Origin of the sequence: Flavobacterium sp. CSZ, from assembly GCF_015350725.1 — a bacterium.
Classification (GTDB): Bacteria; Bacteroidota; Bacteroidia; order Flavobacteriales; family Flavobacteriaceae; genus Flavobacterium.
This window is the reverse complement of record NZ_JADKPQ010000002.1, coordinates 332,514-353,222: the sequence shown is the minus strand read 5'-3', so window position 1 is coordinate 353,222 and position 20,709 is coordinate 332,514. Positions and strand designations below refer to the sequence as shown.

Sequence of the window (20,709 nt, the reverse complement as noted above, 5' to 3'; positions counted from 1 at the left end):
TAAATTTCTTTATTTAACAAAAATATGATATTTACTATTAAATTAATTATTTCTCTTTTTTTCAAACATTTTAAACAACTTATTTTAAAGTGATTACATTTAAAACAAGTTGTTTCTATTTAATCTCTAAATCAATTTATTCGATCATTCTCTATCATTCAAAGTACCGTTACGATCTGTATAAAAGAAACCGCCAAAATAAAATCATGAGGCGGTTCCTTTTTATTTAAAACTAAAAAAAAATTAGTGGTCCAATAAACAACTTTCTTCAATAACTGACGAGCAAACCTCACCTTCTCCCGGATGTATAATACCGGCAAAAGTGCCATCAGGACAATAACAAGCCTCAATTCCCGGGCCTGCTCCATTAATACTTTTCTTTTCAGTAGCACTTAAAACTTCAACCCCAATTAAATCTTTCAATTTTTCCATAATTTGTTTTTTGATTTTGTTAGTACTCCAATCATTTTAAGACAGTTGAAGCCTCTGTCTCTTAAAAAACTATCATAATATTTTATTACCATTATATTCTATGAAAAAAAAACAGAGAAGATAGATATCTTCTCTGTTAGGGTATTTAAAAACCATATTTATTAGAAATACAATTTCTGTAGGAGATGGCACTGGTTAACCCTAACCAAATAAAAATCAACTCAGTGACCAATTTTCCTAAAGAATCCCAACACCAATCATCAATGTGGGGAAATTGCTCAATGTTCCACGATCGAGCGCCTACAAATTAAAAAAAACATGACTAAATTCTAAAAAAGGCTATACTGTATTTCTCTTAAAACGGTTAAAAATCAACAACAAAGGCGACTTGTTTCGCATATACCTGCTGATGTATTTACAGGACAATTTCCGCCTACTGGTATTAAAACGCACCCAGCTTCGATCGCGTGAACCCAACATTCAGGAATTCCACCTTTTATTGTTTTCTGCTCACTCTTGCTTATATGCTGTGCGCTTTCTAAATTCAAAATATTCTTTAACATTATAAAATATTGATGTTGAAACTCCAATTATATTTTATTGTAACGACTCAGTCAACTACTAACACGGAGCCATTAATATAGAACATTGATTATTTCCTATATATGCTGGTCTTAAGTTACGCGGATAAGCTAAACATTGTGCCTGCGTAGCATAAAACACAACAAACTCTCCACACTCACCATCTGGTGGAATACTTCCTCCATTGATACTTTTTTGCTCATTTTCGCTTAGAGAATAAGCTCCTTCAAGGTTTAAAATATTTTTTATCATAACTATGTTTTTTGTTTCTGTTTAGTACTTAAATGATACTGTAATTAGCAAGCCTTTGTTCCGTCAGGCACACAATCCCAGTAATAAGGTACAGTTCCAAATTCATTACATCTTTTTGCGAACGAACCTAGATTGCAAACCGGAGCATTACCCCCAGCTATCATTTTTTGTTCATTTTCGCTTAATTCTACTGCGCCTTCAAGATTCAAAATGTTTTTTAACATGATACTTAGGTTTTAATGTTTTCCGTTTACTACTTCAATCATTTATTGACATTTGAAGCTTCTGTCTATTACTTAAGGTTGTTTAAGGAACATTAAGCTATTTTCTTTTCAAGAACTTCACTATTAGACTCCTCAGCAAAATCATTTAAGAAATATTTTAATTCGCTTAATTCATATTCACTTGGAAATACTCTGTCATTTACAATTTTAATTGGTGTATAATTAAAATTATTTTTAGAACACCATTCATATTGCTTTTGTATTTCCTGGTTGATCATGATGCTCACAGAGTCAACATGCCATTTTTTAAGCCATTTTTTCAGTCCAATTTTTTTAATATGCCAATCTGATATTGCTTCAACCGTTTTTCCGGGAGTTGCTCTATTTATAGCCAAAAGTCTTTCTACAACTGGCTTATATGGATTTTCGGCATTTTCAGGGTTAATATTGAATAGCACATTTAAAAATATCTTATCCGGAAATCTTAATACTAAATCAAATGCTTCCTGAAATGTTTTATGACAATGATCGCAGCTTGGGCTTATAACAATCGAAAGTTTTACTGCTGCATTTCGGTTTCCAAAATTCAATCCTCTTAAGTCTTCAAAACCATTTGTTTGAGGTACTTTTTTAGACAAGAAATTTAATAACGAATAATTTCTTTTGAATTTTTTCATCTCTTTTAGAGAATTTTCATTACCCAGAATGTTTTTTATAATTGTTTTTAAAACTGACCAAATTGGGACAAGAAGGACAACAGAAAATACAAAAGGAAAAATTTCCTCGAAACTAAAACTTAATGTAAACAAATCTGACGCAAACCATATCGCACTTTGTACAAAAATTATAGCCGAAACAGTCAGGCACATTACACACCATTTTTGAATTTCAAACTTTTGAATCCAAATAGAGGAAACAATTACCGGAATTGCCAATAAGCTTAAAAAACCAATAAAAACTGCTGATTCAAGTGGCTTAACTAAAACAGCGATTAAACTTGAAGCAAAGAAAATAAGTGGCAGATCTGAAAAACCAATCCATTTATTATTTCCTTCCTTATTATTAATGACAGAATTACAAGAAGAGTTTGAACTAAGGTTACAAAATCTTGAAATGATACCGTTTTTAAAACCTAATTTTTCCTGAACTATAAAAACACTTACTGCAAACCCCAGAATTGATGTTACTAAAAAAACAATACTAAACAAATTATAGGTATTGTAGAAAAAAGATAATCCAACTAAAAGCAAAAGTGGCAAAGTAAATTTTAACCAGCTGAATTCAACTTTTAGATTTTCTCTGGCAATAACATTATTCGGTTCTATTGCAACGATCACTCCATTCCAATCTAAAAGGAATTTCTCGTAAGGCATTTTTAAACTTCCTTTTTTTATCGTATTGATACGAACAAAGTTTTTAGCTTTTTCTACCAGTATAAGTTCTTCTTTAAAATAGGCCAAAAAATTAGATGGCAAATCAACTATTTGTTCTTTCGAAACTCTTACCGCAGCATTCTCTACAGATAGCAAATCCAGAGAATCTGTTATAGCAAATAAACTAGGATAATTTGGATGAGAAAGAAACAAATCTTTAAACTCATTTTTAATTTCCGAGTATCTATTTATTTGTAGAAATTTTTGGACAAGTTTTAACATCTTTTCGAATCTTTAAAATCATAATTACAGTACAAATATTGCTATTTTTATTCATAAAAAACTCTTCAAGGCATACATTTTATCAATTATACTACATACAATTTATAAATTATAGCAGTCTGAATGAATCATTCAAATTGCTGAATAACAATAACTTACACTGATTATATTTCAACCAAAAGCCTCAAAACTCGAATCTCGACTAAGCGTTTTCCTTTTTGTCTAGTTTTGATAAATCATAAACCCTAATACTCAACGACATGACAAATCAAGCACTAAAATTGATAGATTTTCAAACAGAAAAATTATCTAAAAATCAACAAAAAACTATTCATGGAGGAGATGATTATATCGATCCATCCAAAGGAGACGGAAAGGGAAATACAAGATTGTAAAAATATTTTAGCTACAAAATTCAAATCTTAAAACGAAAATTTTTTCCTACAAAAAAGACACAGGATTTTAGCAAAGAATTAAAAAAGTATCACCTAAAATAACAATAAGTTCTTCTCTTTTTAAGAGAGATTTTCTCCCAATAATTTAATCATTAAATATAAAAAAATGGCAAATCTAAAATTAAATATTATCGATTTCGAGACCGAAAAATTATCTAAAAAACAACAAAAAACTGTTTCAGGCGGTGACGATCCGATTGATCCATCTAAAGGAGATGGAAAAGGAAATACCGTAGAATGTATTAAATAATAAACTCTAATACATCAATAAAATTTTGGATACAAAACCATCCAAAAAACTTTATATCAACTACAGCTATCCATAAAAAAAATTAACTCAAAAAACTTAAAAATGAAAAATATGAAATTAAATATCAGCGATTTCCAAACAGAAAAATTATCTAAAAATCAACAAAAAACTGTTTCAGGAGGTGATATTGATCCATCTAAAGGAGAAGGAAAAGGAAATACAGTAGAATGTATAAATAATAAACTCTAATTCATCAATAAGATTTTGGATATAAAACAATCCAAAAAACTTTATATCAACTATAACTATCCATAAAAAAATTAACTCAAAAAACTTAAAAATGAAAAATACAAAATTAAATATCAGCGATTTCCAAACAGAAAAATTATCTAAAAATCAACAAAAAACTGTTTCAGGAGGTGATATTGATCCATCTAAAGGAGAAGGAAAAGGAAATACAGTAGAATGTATAAATAATAAACTCTAATTCATCAATAAGATTTTGGATATAAAACAATCCAAAAAACTTTATATCAACTATAACTATCCATAAAAAAATTAACTCAAAAAACTTAAAAATGAAAAATACAAAATTAAATATCAGCGATTTCCAAACAGAAAAATTATCTAAAAATCAACAAAAAACTGTTTCAGGAGGCGACGGTTACATTGATCCATCAAAAGGAGATGGAAAGGGCGCAATGTAGTAGTAACTAAATAAATATCAAAATCCAAGATCTCAATCTAAGATCATCATAACAAAATAGTTCAAAAAAAATTGTACCAACTGCAATTTTTCATATCAATAATTTAATTAATAAACAAACTAATTATGAAAACTCAAAAATTAAACATCAGTGATTTTCAAACAGAAAAATTATCTAAAAAACAACAAAAAACTGTTCACGGAGGCGACGAGTCTATTGATCCTTCTAAAGGAGATGGAAAGGGAAACACAACCCAAACTCAATATATTGACCCTTCAAAAGGAGACGGAAAAGGAAATACACTTTAGTAAAACTTTAGAAAATTAAATTGAAACTCTTACTTTAAAGATTTTAAAAAATAATAATTCTCAAAAACCAATAAATAGCTTTACTAAGCATACAATTCTGCCAATACATCAAATAAGGATGTAAAAGCAACTATCATAGAATTAGTCAAAATATTATCTATGACTTATTAAATATTATTCGCAAATTGAGCTGGAGATACTCCAGTTCTTTTGCGAAATGATTTGGCAAATGAAACTGCATTTTTAAATCCAACACTTTCTGCAATGGCCTGGGTCGAATATTTGCGATACATATGATTGGTAATCATTTCGTTGATTACATAATTAATCTTAAGTTCGTTCGAATATTCTCCAAAAGATTTACCAAAACGTTTATTTACTACATAAGATAAATAGGTTGTATTTGTTTTTATTTTCTTTGCTACATATGGCAAAGTAAAATCGGCATTGAGGTATTCATGTTTGCTTTCGAGAGCGAGTAATTTTTCGACAATTTTATTTTCTTTCGCTTCATCGATACTCAAATTGGCATTTTCTTTCTTGAGTAAAATCTCTTCCTGCTCGAAAACTTCTTCTACTTCTTGTTGTTCAGGAGTATTTGCTTTCTTTTCCAAATTAGCTTTAAACTCCTCGATTAAGTCATTCATCTTTTTATGGGCCTTATTTTTATCTCTTATGTTTTTAATTAATAAAAAAACGATAGTGACAAATAAAATAACATAAAAAACTTTCAATGCTTTATTGAGAAAAACATCATATTTATATTTTTCCTGAATGGTAACCATTTCATTGGTCAAATCTCCAACACCAAGTTTATAATTTACTTCCAGGATTTCGTCATTTAATTTTGACTCTGACTTTTCGTAATTATCCAAATAAATTTTCGAATGTTTGTAAGCAAGCTCAGGTTCTTTAAGAATGTTATAAATTTTGGCCTGATAATAATTTGACTTAAGATAATCTACCTGATTCGTTTTAGTATGATTCGCTATAGAATCTGATTTTTTAAAAAAGACTAAAGCCTTATCGTATTTTTTTGTTGTGTAATAAAGATCTCCTAAATTATAATTTGCTGTACATAATATTTCTGGCATATTATTTTGATGCGCTAAAAAAACAATATCGTAGTAGGTTTTTTCAGCATTGGCATAATCTTTTTGCCAACTATATATATTGCCTAAACTTAATTTGGCCACAATTTTATTATCAGGAAAATTCTGAGAATAACTAACTGTTTTTTTGTAAAAATATTCGGCAGAATCCAGCAAGATCTTTTTCTTGGCATCTTTCATATAATAAACTTCATATGAACCGGCCAAAATAAGATTGATATTGCTTTTATTATTTAAAAATTGCTCTTTGGTGTAAACTCTTTCATTTTTATCGACAAAATCATTAAGTTCTCTTAAGTCTTTGATAGCCAAACGATAATTACCCACAGCTACATTTATGGAGGCAATATTATTTTTAAATTTTACAATTTGAATAATATCTCCAATTTCTATAGAAAGCTTAATACCTTGCTGATAACTCTCTATTGCTCCACTAAAATTTCCTCTTTTCCATTCTGATAAACCATTATAATTGTATAAAATGGATCGCAGTTGTTTTTTATCCCGGTCATCAGGCATTTTGTTTAAGAACTTTAATGCAAGCTGATATTTTTCTTTAGATTTTGCTGAATTTCCTTTTAACTGAATTAAATAAGACAACGCTCCATTTGCAAAAGCCAAATGTTTATTGTTGTTAGATTTCACCATTTGATTAGCAAATACAATAGCACTATCTACATTGGCATTTGCAGTTAGCCTAATTTTATTTTGCAATACTAAGTACTCTTGTTCTGTCAAAGCCTTTTTCTGTTGAGAAACTGCCGTATTCAGAACAAAAAAAAGTAAAAAAGAGATGATCAGCCTCATTAAATTTGTTTTTTGGAATCTCAAAAATAGCTTATAAATTTTCAATAAACTAAAATTAATTAAGGTTTATACTAATTTTCTTCTTTAAGTCTTGTAAAAATATAACAATTTAACATTGTTTTGTTATATTTTTATTACGTAAATTTGTTTTTGTAAAAACTATCACAAATGAAACCAGATTTATTTCAAGCTCCCGATTACTATAACCTAGACGATTTACTAACAGACGAACATAAATTAGTTCGCGAATCAGCTCGTGCATGGGTCAAAAGAGAAGTTTCTCCTATTATAGAAGAATATGCTCAAAAAGCGGAATTTCCTAAACAGATTATTAAAGGACTTGGAGAAATTGGTGGTTTTGGGCCTTATATTCCAGTTGAATACGGCGGCGCAGGATTAGACCAAATTTCATACGGTCTAATTATGCAGGAAATCGAACGTGGCGATTCTGGCGTAAGATCAACCTCATCTGTTCAGTCTTCCTTAGTAATGTATCCTATCTGGAAATACGGAAACGAAGAACAACGTATCAAATATTTACCAAAACTGGCTACAGGAGAATTCATGGGTTGTTTTGGACTAACAGAGCCAGATCACGGTTCTGATCCCGGAAGTATGATTACCAATTTTAAAGACAAGGGAGACCATTACCTTTTAAATGGTGCCAAAATGTGGATTTCGAATGCGCCTTTTGCAGATATTGCTGTTGTTTGGGCAAAAGACGAATCTGGAAGAATTCATGGATTGATTGTAGAACGCGGCATGGAAGGTTTTACGACTCCTGAAACACATAATAAATGGTCGCTTCGTGCATCATCAACCGGAGAATTGATTTTTGATAATGTAAAAGTTCCTAAAGAAAATCTTTTACCTAATAAATCCGGTCTGGGCGCTCCGCTTGGCTGTTTAGATTCAGCAAGATACGGAATTGCCTGGGGTGCAATTGGTGCCGCAATGGATTGTTACGATACAGCTTTAAGATATGCCAAAGAAAGAATTCAGTTTGGAAAACCAATTGGAGGAACACAATTACAACAGAAAAAACTGGCAGAAATGATTACCGAAATCACAAAAGCACAATTACTAACCTGGCGTTTAGGTGTTTTAAGAAACGAAGGAAAAGCAACAACGGCTCAAATCTCGATGGCAAAACGTAACAATGTCGACATGGCAATTCACATTGCCCGCGAAGCCAGACAAATGCTGGGCGGAATGGGAATTACGGGTGAATATTCGATTATGCGCCACATGATGAACCTCGAAAGTGTGATTACTTATGAAGGAACTCATGACATACATTTGTTGATTACCGGAATGGATGTAACTGGAATTCCAGCTTTTAAATAGTAAACAACTATTAAAATATATACAAAAACAATATAAAAAGCTTCTTCTAACCGGGAAGCTTTTTATCTTTGCAAAAAATTTACGAAAATGAATATTGAAACTATCCACAATAGCATTCAACCTCAAAAAGATCAACTTTTACAACATTCTTTATACAATAAAATTCAAAGCATCGATGACTTGCATAGTTTCTTAGAAAGCCACGTTTTTGCTGTTTGGGATTTTATGTCATTATTAAAAGCATTACAAGCCAAACTTACCTGCACTACAACACCTTGGTTTGCTACAAAAAATCCTGAAACAAGATACTTAATCAACGAAATTGTTCTTGCCGAAGAAACTGATTTAAGCATCGACGGAAGAAGACAAAGTCATTATGAAATGTATATTGAAGCAATGGAAGATTGTGGAGCAGATACAACCGGAATCAACACCTTTTTATCCCAAGTAAATTCATTGCATAACATTTTTGTTGCCATCAAACAAAGCGCTTTACATCCGGACACAAAAGCCTTTTTGGACTTTACTTTTAGAGTGATCGAAGAAGGAAAACCGCATGAAATTGCCGCAGCATTTACTTTTGGAAGAGAAGATTTAATCCCAAGTATGTTTACCGCAATCCTGAAAAACTTTCAACAAAACCTTCCGGATATTGATTTAAGTAAATTACTTTATTATTTCGAAAGACATATAGAACTGGATGCCGATGAACATGGCCCAATGGCGATGCAAATGATCTCTGATTTATGCGAAGATGATGCCCAAAAATGGAAAGAAGTGGAAGAAATTTCGATCCTGGCATTAGAAAAACGAATTGGACTTTGGAATGCCATCGAAGAAGAAATCGTGATGAAAACCGAAATGGTTTAAAAACCAAAACAAGTTATATAACGTAACTATTTGTTTAAAATGATCCTGAATCTAATTAAACAAATTATGAAATCACATTTCAAACAAATAGTTATTGTTATCCTTTCTATATTCCTTTTAAGCTGTAGTTCTGACGATTCCGCTTCAAAAACGGCAGTTATTTCCCCCGTGCCTGTTACTCCACCCAAAACAGAAATCCCAACTACACCTATTTCAGGTACTGTAAAATACCTGGCTTTAGGCGATAGTTATACCATTGGCCAAAGTGTTTGCGAAACTTGTCGTTTTCCTGAACAGTTAAAATCAAGTTTGAAAACAATTTATCCTCAAACCGATTTTTCATTAAAAGTAATTGCCAGAACAGGCTGGACCACTGCAAACCTAATCTCGGCAATAAATAACGAAAATCTCGATGCAGATTATGATTTGGTTACACTCTTAATTGGTGTCAACAATCAATATCAGCAAATGGACTTTTCTGTCTATCAAAAAGAATTTCCACAATTACTAAGCAAAGCCATACAACTGGCAAAAGGTGATAAGAAAAACGTAATTGTAGTTTCGATTCCTGATTATGCTTATACGCCATTTGCCTCGGGTTACAGTAGCTCAAAACGAGCACAAATTTCGAATGAAATTGACCTATACAATACTTTTGCAGAAAATACCTGTATAAGCAAAGGAGTGAGTTTTATTTCTATAACCGACATTACACGCCAAAGCAACAGCAACTTAATAGCTTCAGATGGCTTACATCCTTCAGAAACGGCCTATAAATTGTTTGTAGATCGTATGATTCCTCAGGCAAAAATGATTTTGCAGGATTAGTTTTTAGAAGCATAAAATCAATTTCCAAAACACCAATTGTCCGGCTATTAGCTATATCCTTTTATGGCGAACCCCGCCATAAAAGGATATAGCTGCTATCGGGGCTAAACGAGATATTTTAGTTTTTCAAGAAATTTTAGTTTGACTTTTATTAGATTTCCAGATAAATCCATCGAGCAAATAATGTGTAAATTGTGGTACACTCAATAACGGAACAATCAAAAATTGCCAGCCAGAAAAATCAAAAGTTGTTAGGGAGAAGTTTTCATTCCAGACTAAAATTTCCCATAAAAATTCTTCGGTAAAAGCAATTCCCATTAAAATCAGAATATAAATAAAGATTGCATTATAGCTTTTTAAATAACTAAAAACGCCCAAACTCTTAGTTGATTTATTTTCGATTTCCCTAAAATAAACCAATGCCATGTACGGGATTCCGTGAGAGACTACATTTAGTAACGTAAAAATAAGATCATCATTAAAATACACAATCCCAAAAAACCATGATAACGCCGTTCCCAGGATAATGGCATTTTTAGGAATATTAAAAAACTTATTATTTATGCTTTTGTAAATGGTATAACTTACATAAATCAGTAAAATTGAAATATAAATCCAAAACAAGATCTCTAGCAAAAAGGTATTCTCAAAACGAAAAAACTCATTTTCAACAAACCAGTTGAATTTTCTTTCAGACGAAAAAAACCAATACAACATGGGATATCCAGTTGAAGCATAAATTGCCAAATTATCGATGCAAACCGACAGTCTGGTTTTTTCTTCGTTTCTCGCATACAATCGCATAAAGCCATATTGCTGCCTGATGAAATGAAAAACAGCCACATACGCCAGAAATGACCAAAAGACCAAACTTCCAAAAGAAAAAAGAATAATCCCAATAGCGAAACAAATGGTGGGCAAAAGCAACAATCTCTTTTTGTTCTTTTTGAATTCATCGGCTACAAAATAGGTTTTGAACAAAGTGGCATAAACGTGCGCCACATCAATAAAAACAATAAGGAAAAGCCATGTATAAAACGAGTATTTATTCTCTATTTCAGTAATATAATCCTGCAACAAAAATATAATGGCCAATACAAAAAATGATGGACCAATGATGAATGTCAAATCGGTTTTGGCTTTATGAATCCAGGGCTGTTTCATCTAAAATTTGGTTTACTACATTAATTCCGTGATGAAAAGCTTCTTCAAAAATGGATATTCCCGATAAATCCGTGTGGGCAAAATAGATTTTATTCTCAATATTTCCTGAAGCTTCTTTTTTGGCTTTGCCAAAAATAAATCCAGGCGCAGGACTTACCATTCCATGACCTAATAAAAAAACTTCCATTTGTTCTGTACATTCTTCAATATCGGGATGCGCAATTTTCAGGTCATCAAAAACGAATTGTTTCCAATATTCCTTATTCTTTTTGTAGAGTTCTTTTCGTGATTTTTTTAAATCAGCAGAAGAGAAACTATAATAATACGTAATCACCTTTTTGGGCTGAACCTGATTTAAAGACTGATGCTGATCATAGACATATCCTAAACCTTTTGCATCATAAATAACATTATCCCACGAAAGCGGAAAACTAAAATTATCGGCTAAATCAGTCACGGTTAAGCTTGCCAAAAGCCAGGGTGTATAATGAAATTCTTTTGTGAATTCTTTTCGGTCCTTTATCAAATACTGATTTACAAATTGAGGTGTTGCCATGATTACTTTATCAGCAATAATTTCTACCGAAACCTTTTTGACATCATCAAACGCTTTGGCAACCACTTTATTATTTTTGACTTTTACCTCATAAACCAAATGGTTTTTCAGCGTTTTTTGATCGGTATATTTTTTGAGATGAGAAGCTAATCTGGCGTTTCCTTCCGGCCAGGTTAAAACGCTGTCTTTTTTATCTGAAGTGGCATCTTGCTTTCTTCCCGCAAAATATTGAATACCAGCCCAGGCCGAAACATAATGTATACCCAATCCGAAATCGTCTTTGCAGCAATAATCGATATAATTGAATAAAGGTTCGGCTGTGAAATTGTTGGTTTCAAACCATTCTTTCATCGTGATTTTATCCAGACTTCTGGTTGCAGCATCTTCTGAAGAAAGACCAAGCGGAATATCAAATAAATACTTTCCGTCGTTTCCCTTTCCTTCCCGAAAAGCATCCATTAATTTAAAAAAGCGCTGAAACTCCAGATCCTGATTTTTAGAATTTCCTTCTTTCGGGACAACTCCCTCTTGCCAGTTATTTTTATAAAATAATCGTTCATCGGGAGCAAAAGACAATTGTAGTTCATCAAAAACAGGAAGTCCTTTTGAATCGTAACCCTGTATGATTTTTTCTTCTTCAAGAAATTGTAATAATTCTTTGTCCTTAAAATTAGGCAACGGCAGATAATGCGCGCCCAGTGGAAACTTAGAATATCGGTTTTCCCCATTTGATGAATTTCCACCCAAATGTCCCTCTAATTCAACCAATAGAAAATCAGAAATTCCCTTTTTATGAAATTGTCTGGCAGCACTTAATCCTGAAATTCCTCCTCCAACGATTAAATACGGAATATGAATTTGAGATGTTGGTTCCGGGAAATCTTTTATCCAAAGCCTGTGCCCCAAAAGATGATTGGTTCCGGACAAACGAAGCAACAGTTGAATAATTTTATCGGAACAAAATTGCAGAAACGGAATTAACAATAAAGAAGCTCCAATTCCTTTTACAAAACTGCGCCTTGATTTACTGTAATTTTCCCCATTCTTCATCAAAATAGCGTACTAAAATTTGGTTGTCTAATCGATTGATTTCAATTTCATTTGAGATCATATCATTGGTAAAATAATTGAATCTGTCAAATTGATAATTGTAGAATTTTAATCCGTCAGCCTTTCTGTTTACATTGTTAAAAGTAGTTCCAAAACCATTAATGGCAATGGTATATCCCCATTCTCCAAACGAAGGAACATAGGCGTGATACGCATCGACCTGAGGAAAAACCTGCATGACGGTTTTGTTGATACACCAAAATGATTTTGGCGCAAAATAAGGTGAAGTAGTTTGTATAACCACTGCTGCATCAGGTTGCAGAATCGTTTTTATCGTTTGGTAAAAATTCAAAGAATATAACTTTCCTAAACTATAATTCGACGGATCCGGAAAATCGATAATCGCAACATCGAATTTTTCTTTACAGTTTTTTGCCCAAATATAAGCATCGGTATTGATAACGGTAACTTTCGGGTTGTTAAGCGAACCTTTATTGAAATCAGTTAGCACTTTATTGGTTTGAAACAATTTTGTCATTCCATGATCAAGATCAACCAAGGTGACTTTTTCAACGTCTTTGTATTTTAAAATTTCACGCACTGCGAGACCATCACCTCCGCCCAAAACTAAAACATGCTTCACGTTTTTGGCAATTGACATTGCAGGATGAACCAGAGCTTCGTGGTATCGATATTCATCTGCGGAACTGAATTGTAGGTTGTTGTTTAAATAAAGCCTGTAATCGCTCTTATTATGCGTTAAGACGATTCTCTGATAAGGAGTTGAGTTCGTATAAATGATATTTTCTCCGTAAAGCTTTCCTTCTGAATAAGATAAGATAACATCAGAGAAAAGAAAAACGCCTAATAAAATTATAAATGAGAAAATGGCTTTTGCTTTTAAGAAGTAACTGTTCTTTAATTCTTTCTTCAAAAGAAAACACAAAGCAATAGCAATACTTACATTGATCATCCCAAAGAATAATGAGGTTCCCATGATCCCTAATTTAGGAACCAGAATCAACGGGAACAATATCGATGCCAATAAAGCGCCAATATAATCGAAGGTAAAAACATTAGAAACCAAATCTCTGAACTCGACTTTGTCTTTCAGGATATTCATTAAAAGCGGAATTTCTAACCCGACCAGAAATCCTGTTATAAAAACCAATAAATACAAAATGAACTGAAAGTACTCGACACTTTCGAACAATAAAAATAAAACTACCGAACTCAGGCCGCCAATTAAGCCTACCAATATCTCGATTTCGACAAAAGTATTGAGTAGATTTTTATGGAAAAACTTAGAAAAAAATGAGCCAATACCCATTGAAAACAGGTATACGCCGATAATAAACGAAAATTGTTTGACCGAATCGCCTAATAAATAACTGGCCAAAGTACCCGCAACAAGCTCGTAAATAAGCCCGCAGGTCGCAATAACAAATACAGCAAACAGCAATAAAAACTCAAACCTGAGAAACTTTTTACCCATGAATTGCGGCACTAATAATCATTGAAATACCAATGATAAATGCTGCCAAAACAATAGCAACAGCAATATTATTTTTCTCGACAACCTCTTTCCAAGTGTTTTCGGGAGTCATTTTTTCGATGATGAAATAAGCTGCTATTAAAATAACAAACCCTAAAACTGAATAAATGATCGAATTAACGATGGGCTGATAATGTATTAAATCCATACTTTAGAAATTTATTTATGATAAAAATGGTTAACTGAACTTCGACTTCCTGATGTGCTATATTTTTCTGTTGTTTCGCAATCGCAAATTCGGTTTCCCGAATAAGCAAAATACAAATAAGCCGCAAAACAAAAAAAGCCTATTGCGAGTGCGGCTAAATTATTCTTTATAAAATCAAAAATACTTTTCATAATGGTTATTCGCTGTAGGGAGAGTAAGAGCTATCTTCCCACCTGGTTTTTTCAAAATTAATTTTAAAATATCGTATCACGATATATACCACAATCATAAATATGGCAATGATCCATACATTTCGACTCGAAGGCTGATTCCATACCACTTTCACTTTCATCGCCGTGTTTTTACTATCTTCAGGTGCTTTTAGCGGTTTGATCAAAAGGTGGTATTTACCTGCTTTTACTCCGCAAATATTAAATTTTTCAGACCAGTTTCCTTCTGTCCAGCTTTCGCCATCTTCGTAGCCGTGATAATACTCAATATCTTTATTGGCATGAATTTCATCATTTGTGGTTTCATTTACCAAGGCAACATCTACATTGGCCCATGAATTATCAACATCTGTAGACACCTGAACAGTCACCGGAGCCGAACCTCCTTTTAAAACAAATGATCCACTTGTCAGTTCCCGATTGTTAAAATCAGTAAACGCAATCGCTTTGTCAAAAACAACCTGTTCTGCCTGATCTTTATAAATGTACCAGTTTGTTGTAATGATCATTAAAAGAAAAATGCAAAAAATGATAGCCGTATTATTTACATCAAAATAATAAGGCTGGACAATATTTACACCAGATTGGTATGGTAAATCAACATTTGGGAATCCTTTTTTAATTTCTTTTTTACTAATATATTCTCCAAGAAAAGCGGTTTCGACACCATTCCTTTTTTCGATAGAAATCATCAGAGGCGGCTGAATATATTCTGTCAAATGAACTCTTTTAGTGGGTAATTCAAAATCAAAATATCCTTGTGCATTGTCTATTTCAGTATCAGAATATTCATAAAGATGAAATGAACTGCTATTATACGTTATCGATTTTGGGTGTGTTCGTACATCAAATTTTTCTTCCATTTCGGTCAAAAATATCCAATGCCCGTCTGATTCAGAAAGGTAAACGAAATCGCCGGCATCATTTTTTAAGATATATTCTCTCCAATGATAACCACCGTTGATCTTTTTGGTTATCGCACCGGTAACCCTATATTCAGACCCTTTTAGAAAACCTTTATCACCAATTTTAAAATTAAAATAGTTTACCTCAGGCTTAAATTTAGATCTTAAACGAAGCTGGCCCTCACTATCTGCCCAATACAAGCTATGACAATTGGGACAGACAAAATTTACTACTTCAAAACCAACTTCTAATTCGGTAACAGTATCACAATTGTAACAAGGAACTCTCATAAACTAACGGTTAATTTCAAAATCTTTTATAATTGTTCCTTCAAAATAAGCAATATAGTGGGTCATAACGTCCCTTACTTTTTGCGAATTATCCTGTTGGTAATTGCACAAATAAACATCTAAAGTAAGCTGATTGTATTCTGGCCAGGTGTGTATACAAATATGGGATTCTTTCAGGCAAAACGAAATTGTGAAGCTATCATTATCAAAATCATGAACAATAACGCCTACTTTCTCAAGATTATATTGCTCTAAAATTGAATTGGTAATCGCAACAAACCCCTGACTATCTGTTAGTTTATGAGTTTCAGCGACATGTAAAGTAACCAGTTTATGTAAGCCCGGTGAATAAGGGGGTAAATCCATTAAAATATTTATATACAGCATCAAATATATAATATTTTTAGATAATTTTAACAAGAAGCCTTTTTCTAATTCAATCCATTTTCTAATCCAAAAAAAGTGTAGAAAAATCATAGTCCGGAAATTATCCTTAATTTTGTAAAAGTCGGCTTTTTAAGATTTAAACAATGCAAGTTTCACCGCCAAAAGAATTAGCGCCATATATAAAGCATTATCTTTTTTTAGATAACGAAGTAACCGCTATACAGAAACTTCGTTTGTTTTCTGATGGCAATACTGGTCTTGTATTCTCTTTAAAAAGCAAACTTATTTCGGGTCTTGATAATTATGAAGTAAAGAATTATTTGCCCGCATCTTTTATATACGGACAACTCGATGGCTTTAAAGACATTTATTCTGATAATGAAATCTCTTTAATAATTGTAGTTTTTCAACCCAACGGAATACATCAATTATTAGGCATTCCGGCCAATGAATTTCAGGATGCTATTATTCCTGTTGAAGATGTGTTTGGTCAAAAAATTGCTCTACTTCAGGAAAAATTATCAGAACAAAATAATCAGGAAAGAGTTGGACTTTTAAATGAATTTTTTAGCAGTTTAATTGCGACAAAACCAGTTTCAAATCAGTTTATCATCAATAATTCGTTGAATTTTATTGTGGCCCATAAAGGCGATTTCACTCTAAAAAAATTGGTGGATTATACGGGTTATACTGAAAGACATTTGGAAAGAAAGTTCAAAGAATGCATTGGGTTAAACCCGAAAAAATTTGGAAGCGTTATACGGCTACATTATTTCTTAAAGCTACTAAAATACAAATCTGATGAAACCAATCTAACCACAATTTGTTACGATGCCGGATTTGCAGATCAATCTCATTTGATAAAAGAATTCAGAAAACATACCGGAATAACTCCTAAGGAATATTTAGTTAGTACAGGAAAATTAACCAATAACCTCATCAAAACTTCGCCTGCATTCCTACTTTAAAATGTCGGTTTTATACAATTTATAGAGTTCTCTTAACGCTACTTTTGACCCTCATTAATAGCGTACAATATGAAAAATCTAAAAATAGCCACGGCTCAGTTCGAAAATAAAAGCGGCGACAAAAACTATAATTTATCGGTAATCGAAAAACTTTCTGCAAAAGCGGCAAGTGAAGGTTGCGATGTCATTTCGTTTCACGAATGTTCGATCACCGGATATACCTTTGCGAGACATTTATCAAGAGAACAAATGCTGAATTTAGCCGAAATTATCCCAACTGGAGAAAGCATCTTAAAACTTACTGAAATTGCTAAAAAGAATAACATTGTAATTCTGGCAGGACTTTTTGAAAAAAATGAGAATGACAATCTTTTCAAAGCTTATGTTTGTGTCGACAAAAATGGTCTGGTTGCCAAATACAGAAAACTGCATCCGTTTATAAATCCGTATTTAACGCCTGGAGATCGTTATTGTATTTTTGAAATTAAGGGCTGGAAATGCGGAATCCTTATTTGTTACGACAATAATATTATCGAAAACGTGCGTGCCACAAAACTTTTGGGTGCCGACATTATCTTCATGCCGCACGTAACAATGTGTACGCCTTCTACCCGACCTGGTGCCGGTTTCGTCGCACCTCAGCTTTGGGAAAACCGCGAATCTGACCCAACCTCTTTACGATTAGAATTCGACGGAATCAAAGGAAGAGACTGGCTCATGAAATGGTTGCCGGCAAGAGCTTACGACAATGCCATTTATGCCGTTTTTTCGAACCCAATTGGTATGGATGATGATCAGCTTAAAAATGGATGCTCGATGATTATTGATCCGTTTGGAGATATAATTGCTGAATGTCGTTCTTTTGATGACTCTTTTGCAACGGCTATAATAACTCCAGAAAAAAACATTAAGGCGGGAGGAAACCGTTATATAAAAGCGAGAAGACCAGAATTATACCGCAATATTATTGGGCAAAATCATGAATCTGAACAAAATGTGGTTTGGTTAAAAGCTGATGAAAAAAGTTAAAACTAAGAATTTTACTGGCATTATGCCCATTAAAATCTACCTTTGCAGGATTCATTAATCTACAGAATACAGTCCTAATAATGGAATTTTTTAAAACTACAAATGCAGATATCGATGCTGTTTTCGATATTTACAATGCCGCTACATCTTATCAAAAAAAAGTTAATAACAAAAGCTGGAGAGGTTTTGAAAGGGCCTTAATCGAAAAAGAAATTGCGGAAAATCGTCATTTTATAATCAAAGAAGGAAATGAAGTTGCCTGTACGTTTGTGCTTACTTTTAATGATTTAATTATCTGGAAAGAAGCTGCACAAGATCCGGCAGTTTATCTACATCGTATTGCCACAAACCCAAAATTCAGAGGGCAATCGTATGTGAAAAAAATCATCGAATGGGTGAAAACATATGCCAAAGAGAACGGTAAAGATTATATTAGACTTGACACGCATAGCGGCAATGAAAGAATAAACAAATATTACACAAGCTGCGGTTTCGAATACAAAGGAATCAGCACAATCGAATGGACAAGCGAATTACCGGAACATTATAAAGAAGGTTCTTTTAGTTTGTTCGAGATTAAACTTTAAATTTAGATTTAGACCTAACAGGTTTTAAAAACCGGTTAGGTCTGTCTCTTACTAATATTTTTTTTTTAAATTATTTTGCTTCCCAAAAGCAACGTTTAGGAGAGACTATCAAGCCTTCGTCCTTCAATATTTTCATTGCTTTATCTACTTCTTTACGATCCAGTTTAGTTAACTCAACTACTTTGCCTGCATTTAAAGGCTGTTGCGCTTTTTTCATAGCGTCTAACACCTGATTTTTGATTTCCCTAACTCCTTATCTTTTTCATTTAAAATACAAAAATAGTAGATATTTTCCTTTAAAAAAAGAAAAAAGATCTTTCTCAAAAGCAAAATCCCTTTGCAAAAAATAATTTTACAAACTTGCCAGTTTCTTTGCTTGCTCCTGGGCATTTGTATTTTTTGGATTTAATTCGAATGCTTTTTTATAATTTTTTATCGCTTCTTTTTTATTTCCTAAACCCGCCAGTGTTTCTGCATAACTATCGTAAGTGTTTTCGCTTTTCGGGTAAAGATCTGTATTGAGTTTGAAAATTTTCAAAGCCTGATTTGGCTTGTTTTCTCCTAATAATCTGTACCCAAAATCATTTAATTCATTTTCGCTTAGTGCAAAACCAGCATTATTCATTTTTAAATTTTCTACGATTTTTAATAAATTTCTTTGGTTCTGGGTTATTAATTCCTTTCTTATTTTTTTTACTGAAGGTGATAATCCAAAACCATTTGATTCCTTCATTTCAGGAATATAATAACCTGCTATTTCATCTATAAACCATTCAGGATTTGCACCCTGAAGATTCGTCAGGACAACTATAGAAAGATCGTCTTTTGGATAAACAAAAAATGCTGATCTCATTCCTCCAATAGGTCCAACGGCTGGATGTTCTTCTCTCGTAACTGTTGGCCAGCCTACTGCATATCCGTTGACCAGTTTGTTAAATCCGCCTACACGACCATTGTTTCGAAGCGCTGGCTGCCAAAGCACATCTAAACTTGATTTTTGTCTTAATAATTCCTGATTTTGCAACGCTATAATCCATTGTGCTATTTCGCCAGATGTAGCAATTATTCCAGTGCAAGTTCTAAAAAACTCCGGAAACTTAGCATAACTGCTTCTTATTTCATTAGAAGTAACCCAACGTCCGTTTACAACATCCTGAGTGGTATAAGCGCCAGCTGAATGCGGAATAATATCATTTGAATCTCCAAAACGTGTTTGTTTCATTCCAGCTACTTTAAACTGGCGATCTTCAATAAATTTAGTAAAATGCATACCGCTTAGTTTATTGATAATCTTGCCAATGATCACATATCCGGTCTGATTATAACTAAAATGGTCTCCAGTTTTAAATTCCATTGGTAATGTTTTAACCTTTTCCCAAGATCCATTTTCAGTATCTGCTAATAAATTCTCTCTCTCATCGATAATGTTCGGAAGGCCTGACAGGTTAGCAAACAGTTGTTTAATTGTCAAATCTTTCCATGCAACAGGCAAATCCTTTAAATATTTCGAAATAGGATCATTGATGTTTAGTTTTCCCTCTTCCTGAAGCTGCATAACAGCAACTCCTACAAATGCTTTTGTGCAGGAATTTATAGAGAACATACTTTGATCTGTTACGTTAACCGAATTTTCAATATTGGCAACTCCATAACTTTTACGCTTTACTATTTTTCCGTGTTGAACAACAGCAATTTGAAGACCTGGTATATGAAGTTTTTCCATTTTGTCTTTTAGAAAAAGATCGATACTATCCGTATGTTGCTGGTTTTGAGAATTAGCATTAAGCGCAATTAAACTCGTTAAAAAAAATATTCCCAGAGATTTAGAAAATTTGATTTTCATGATTGTGATTGATTTAATATTTGATTGATGATTGACTGCTTCTTAAATCTTCTTTACTTTTTAGGCCAATTGTGTAAAGCAGATAATGGAAGCATTTTAAATCAAGACGAACGTAGAATGAAAATGCTACATCATTTTTGAATTATTTTTAAACCTGAGCGAATACA

Annotated in this window: 25 protein-coding genes; 12 read left to right on the top strand and 13 right to left on the bottom strand. The window is 32.7% G+C overall.

The window, feature by feature from the left end; translation table 11 throughout:
- Positions 1-243: 243 nt before the first annotated feature.
- The 4 genes from IRZ78_RS03720 to IRZ78_RS03705 all read right to left on the bottom strand — a co-directional run bounded on the left by IRZ78_RS03720 (position 244) and on the right by IRZ78_RS03705 (position 3,145).
- Complete coding sequence (locus IRZ78_RS03720) at positions 244-432, bottom strand: hypothetical protein (protein ID WP_194615238.1); 189 nt, start codon at positions 430-432, stop codon at positions 244-246.
- A 621-nt stretch (positions 433-1,053) separates the two neighbouring features.
- Positions 1,054-1,266, bottom strand: a complete 213-nt coding sequence (locus tag IRZ78_RS03715; protein ID WP_194615237.1) for a hypothetical protein — start codon at positions 1,264-1,266, stop codon at positions 1,054-1,056.
- Positions 1,267-1,310: 44 nt separating this feature from the next.
- Positions 1,311-1,490 carry a hypothetical protein gene (locus IRZ78_RS03710; protein ID WP_194615236.1) on the bottom strand — a complete coding sequence of 60 codons (180 nt, stop codon included), beginning with the start codon at positions 1,488-1,490 and terminating at the stop codon, positions 1,311-1,313.
- A gap of 92 nt (positions 1,491-1,582) precedes the next feature.
- Positions 1,583-3,145 carry a vitamin K epoxide reductase family protein gene (locus IRZ78_RS03705; protein WP_194615235.1) on the bottom strand — a complete coding sequence of 521 codons (1,563 nt, stop codon included), beginning with the start codon at positions 3,143-3,145 and terminating at the stop codon, positions 1,583-1,585.
- A gap of 260 nt (positions 3,146-3,405) precedes the next feature.
- On the opposite strand from IRZ78_RS03705, the gene IRZ78_RS03700 reads away from it, so the two are divergent.
- The 6 genes from IRZ78_RS03700 (at position 3,406) to IRZ78_RS03675 (ending at position 4,865) form a co-directional block, all read left to right on the top strand.
- Positions 3,406-3,540: an rSAM-modified peptide gene (locus IRZ78_RS03700; protein WP_194615234.1), complete on the top strand. Its 135-nt coding sequence runs from the start codon at positions 3,406-3,408 to the stop codon at positions 3,538-3,540.
- Positions 3,541-3,706: 166 nt separating this feature from the next.
- The gene (locus IRZ78_RS03695) at positions 3,707-3,850 is read left to right on the top strand and encodes an rSAM-modified peptide (RefSeq protein ID WP_194615233.1); all 144 of its coding nucleotides are present in this window, start codon (positions 3,707-3,709) and stop codon (positions 3,848-3,850) included.
- A 102-nt stretch (positions 3,851-3,952) separates the two neighbouring features.
- The gene (locus tag IRZ78_RS03690; RefSeq protein WP_194615232.1) at positions 3,953-4,099 is read left to right on the top strand and encodes an rSAM-modified peptide; all 147 of its coding nucleotides are present in this window, start codon (positions 3,953-3,955) and stop codon (positions 4,097-4,099) included.
- Positions 4,100-4,190: 91 nt separating this feature from the next.
- Positions 4,191-4,337, top strand: coding sequence for an rSAM-modified peptide (locus IRZ78_RS03685; RefSeq protein WP_194615231.1), 147 nt, complete (start codon positions 4,191-4,193; stop codon positions 4,335-4,337).
- Between the two features lie 91 nt (positions 4,338-4,428).
- Positions 4,429-4,557 (top strand): rSAM-modified peptide, encoded by a 129-nt coding sequence (locus IRZ78_RS03680; RefSeq protein ID WP_194615230.1) that lies wholly within the window; start codon positions 4,429-4,431, stop codon positions 4,555-4,557.
- Positions 4,558-4,682: 125 nt separating this feature from the next.
- Positions 4,683-4,865, top strand: coding sequence for an rSAM-modified peptide (locus tag IRZ78_RS03675; protein ID WP_194615229.1), 183 nt, complete (start codon positions 4,683-4,685; stop codon positions 4,863-4,865).
- A 167-nt stretch (positions 4,866-5,032) separates the two neighbouring features.
- On the opposite strand, the gene IRZ78_RS03670 is transcribed toward IRZ78_RS03675, so the two are convergent.
- Positions 5,033-6,784, bottom strand: coding sequence for a helix-turn-helix domain-containing protein (locus IRZ78_RS03670; RefSeq protein ID WP_194615228.1), 1,752 nt, complete (start codon positions 6,782-6,784; stop codon positions 5,033-5,035).
- A 168-nt stretch (positions 6,785-6,952) separates the two neighbouring features.
- On the opposite strand from IRZ78_RS03670, the gene IRZ78_RS03665 reads away from it, so the two are divergent.
- From IRZ78_RS03665 to IRZ78_RS03655, 3 genes are all read left to right on the top strand, one after another.
- On the top strand, positions 6,953-8,131 hold the full coding sequence (locus tag IRZ78_RS03665; protein WP_194615227.1) for an acyl-CoA dehydrogenase family protein: 1,179 nt from the start codon (positions 6,953-6,955) through the stop codon (positions 8,129-8,131).
- An 87-nt stretch (positions 8,132-8,218) separates the two neighbouring features.
- Positions 8,219-9,001 (top strand): DUF3050 domain-containing protein, encoded by a 783-nt coding sequence (locus IRZ78_RS03660; RefSeq protein ID WP_194615226.1) that lies wholly within the window; start codon positions 8,219-8,221, stop codon positions 8,999-9,001.
- Between the two features lie 66 nt (positions 9,002-9,067).
- Positions 9,068-9,829 carry an SGNH/GDSL hydrolase family protein gene (locus IRZ78_RS03655; protein ID WP_194615225.1) on the top strand — a complete coding sequence of 254 codons (762 nt, stop codon included), beginning with the start codon at positions 9,068-9,070 and terminating at the stop codon, positions 9,827-9,829.
- A 126-nt stretch (positions 9,830-9,955) separates the two neighbouring features.
- On the opposite strand, the gene IRZ78_RS03650 is transcribed toward IRZ78_RS03655, so the two are convergent.
- From IRZ78_RS03650 to IRZ78_RS03625, 6 genes are all read right to left on the bottom strand, one after another.
- Positions 9,956-10,993, bottom strand: coding sequence for a hypothetical protein (locus tag IRZ78_RS03650; RefSeq protein WP_194615224.1), 1,038 nt, complete (start codon positions 10,991-10,993; stop codon positions 9,956-9,958).
- A complete protein-coding gene (locus IRZ78_RS03645; protein WP_194615223.1) occupies positions 10,971-12,599 on the bottom strand; it encodes an NAD(P)/FAD-dependent oxidoreductase in 1,629 nt (542 codons plus the stop codon). The genes IRZ78_RS03650 and IRZ78_RS03645 overlap by 23 nt, the downstream gene beginning before the upstream one ends.
- Positions 12,574-14,094, bottom strand: coding sequence for a polyamine aminopropyltransferase (locus IRZ78_RS03640; protein ID WP_194615222.1), 1,521 nt, complete (start codon positions 14,092-14,094; stop codon positions 12,574-12,576). The genes IRZ78_RS03645 and IRZ78_RS03640 overlap by 26 nt, the downstream gene beginning before the upstream one ends.
- On the bottom strand, positions 14,087-14,302 hold the full coding sequence (locus tag IRZ78_RS03635; protein WP_065451555.1) for a DUF350 domain-containing protein: 216 nt from the start codon (positions 14,300-14,302) through the stop codon (positions 14,087-14,089). Before IRZ78_RS03635 ends, IRZ78_RS03640 begins: the two co-directional genes overlap by 8 nt.
- Positions 14,303-14,498: 196 nt before the next feature.
- Entirely contained in the window at positions 14,499-15,728 is a 1,230-nt protein-coding gene (locus IRZ78_RS03630; protein WP_194615221.1) for a DUF4178 domain-containing protein, read from the bottom strand.
- Positions 15,729-15,731: 3 nt separating this feature from the next.
- Positions 15,732-16,094: an S-adenosylmethionine decarboxylase gene (locus IRZ78_RS03625; RefSeq protein WP_194615220.1), complete on the bottom strand. Its 363-nt coding sequence runs from the start codon at positions 16,092-16,094 to the stop codon at positions 15,732-15,734.
- Positions 16,095-16,258: 164 nt separating this feature from the next.
- Between IRZ78_RS03625 and IRZ78_RS03620 the strand changes: the two genes are divergently transcribed.
- The 3 genes from IRZ78_RS03620 (at position 16,259) to IRZ78_RS03610 (ending at position 18,699) form a co-directional block, all read left to right on the top strand.
- Positions 16,259-17,083, top strand: coding sequence for a helix-turn-helix domain-containing protein (locus tag IRZ78_RS03620; protein WP_194615219.1), 825 nt, complete (start codon positions 16,259-16,261; stop codon positions 17,081-17,083).
- A gap of 69 nt (positions 17,084-17,152) precedes the next feature.
- Entirely contained in the window at positions 17,153-18,112 is a 960-nt protein-coding gene (locus IRZ78_RS03615; protein ID WP_194615218.1) for a nitrilase family protein, read from the top strand.
- A gap of 80 nt (positions 18,113-18,192) precedes the next feature.
- Positions 18,193-18,699, top strand: coding sequence for a GNAT family N-acetyltransferase (locus tag IRZ78_RS03610; protein ID WP_194615217.1), 507 nt, complete (start codon positions 18,193-18,195; stop codon positions 18,697-18,699).
- Positions 18,700-18,769: 70 nt separating this feature from the next.
- Here IRZ78_RS03610 and IRZ78_RS03605 read toward each other — a convergent pair whose 3' ends face one another.
- Entirely contained in the window at positions 18,770-18,916 is a 147-nt protein-coding gene (locus IRZ78_RS03605) for a MarR family transcriptional regulator (RefSeq protein ID WP_194615216.1), read from the bottom strand.
- A 135-nt stretch (positions 18,917-19,051) separates the two neighbouring features.
- A complete protein-coding gene (locus IRZ78_RS03600) occupies positions 19,052-20,542 on the bottom strand; it encodes a serine hydrolase (protein WP_194615215.1) in 1,491 nt (496 codons plus the stop codon).
- Between the last annotated feature and the right edge of the window lie 167 nt (positions 20,543-20,709).

Coding starts and splice junctions, on each gene's coding strand:
- IRZ78_RS03640 (WP_194615222.1), bottom strand. CDS start 14,094: ATGGGTAAAAAGTTTCTCAGGTTTGAGTTTTTATTGCTGTTTGCTGTA.
- IRZ78_RS03615 (WP_194615218.1), top strand. CDS start 17,153: ATGAAAAATCTAAAAATAGCCACGGCTCAGTTCGAAAATAAAAGCGGC.
- IRZ78_RS03620 (WP_194615219.1), top strand. CDS start 16,259: ATGCAAGTTTCACCGCCAAAAGAATTAGCGCCATATATAAAGCATTAT.
- IRZ78_RS03650 (WP_194615224.1), bottom strand. CDS start 10,993: ATGAAACAGCCCTGGATTCATAAAGCCAAAACCGATTTGACATTCATC.
- IRZ78_RS03630 (WP_194615221.1), bottom strand. CDS start 15,728: ATGAGAGTTCCTTGTTACAATTGTGATACTGTTACCGAATTAGAAGTT.
- IRZ78_RS03610 (WP_194615217.1), top strand. CDS start 18,193: ATGGAATTTTTTAAAACTACAAATGCAGATATCGATGCTGTTTTCGAT.
- IRZ78_RS03605 (WP_194615216.1), bottom strand. CDS start 18,916: ATGAAAAAAGCGCAACAGCCTTTAAATGCAGGCAAAGTAGTTGAGTTA.
- IRZ78_RS03715 (WP_194615237.1), bottom strand. CDS start 1,266: ATGATAAAAAATATTTTAAACCTTGAAGGAGCTTATTCTCTAAGCGAA.
- IRZ78_RS03625 (WP_194615220.1), bottom strand. CDS start 16,094: ATGGATTTACCCCCTTATTCACCGGGCTTACATAAACTGGTTACTTTA.
- IRZ78_RS03685 (WP_194615231.1), top strand. CDS start 4,191: ATGAAAAATACAAAATTAAATATCAGCGATTTCCAAACAGAAAAATTA.
- IRZ78_RS03635 (WP_065451555.1), bottom strand. CDS start 14,302: ATGGATTTAATACATTATCAGCCCATCGTTAATTCGATCATTTATTCA.
- IRZ78_RS03655 (WP_194615225.1), top strand. CDS start 9,068: ATGAAATCACATTTCAAACAAATAGTTATTGTTATCCTTTCTATATTC.
- IRZ78_RS03670 (WP_194615228.1), bottom strand. CDS start 6,784: ATGAGGCTGATCATCTCTTTTTTACTTTTTTTTGTTCTGAATACGGCA.
- IRZ78_RS03700 (WP_194615234.1), top strand. CDS start 3,406: ATGACAAATCAAGCACTAAAATTGATAGATTTTCAAACAGAAAAATTA.
- IRZ78_RS03660 (WP_194615226.1), top strand. CDS start 8,219: ATGAATATTGAAACTATCCACAATAGCATTCAACCTCAAAAAGATCAA.
- IRZ78_RS03645 (WP_194615223.1), bottom strand. CDS start 12,599: ATGAAGAATGGGGAAAATTACAGTAAATCAAGGCGCAGTTTTGTAAAA.
- IRZ78_RS03680 (WP_194615230.1), top strand. CDS start 4,429: ATGAAAAATACAAAATTAAATATCAGCGATTTCCAAACAGAAAAATTA.
- IRZ78_RS03675 (WP_194615229.1), top strand. CDS start 4,683: ATGAAAACTCAAAAATTAAACATCAGTGATTTTCAAACAGAAAAATTA.
- IRZ78_RS03690 (WP_194615232.1), top strand. CDS start 3,953: ATGAAAAATATGAAATTAAATATCAGCGATTTCCAAACAGAAAAATTA.
- IRZ78_RS03720 (WP_194615238.1), bottom strand. CDS start 432: ATGGAAAAATTGAAAGATTTAATTGGGGTTGAAGTTTTAAGTGCTACT.
- IRZ78_RS03665 (WP_194615227.1), top strand. CDS start 6,953: ATGAAACCAGATTTATTTCAAGCTCCCGATTACTATAACCTAGACGAT.
- IRZ78_RS03695 (WP_194615233.1), top strand. CDS start 3,707: ATGGCAAATCTAAAATTAAATATTATCGATTTCGAGACCGAAAAATTA.
- IRZ78_RS03705 (WP_194615235.1), bottom strand. CDS start 3,145: ATGTTAAAACTTGTCCAAAAATTTCTACAAATAAATAGATACTCGGAA.
- IRZ78_RS03600 (WP_194615215.1), bottom strand. CDS start 20,542: ATGAAAATCAAATTTTCTAAATCTCTGGGAATATTTTTTTTAACGAGT.
- IRZ78_RS03710 (WP_194615236.1), bottom strand. CDS start 1,490: ATGTTAAAAAACATTTTGAATCTTGAAGGCGCAGTAGAATTAAGCGAA.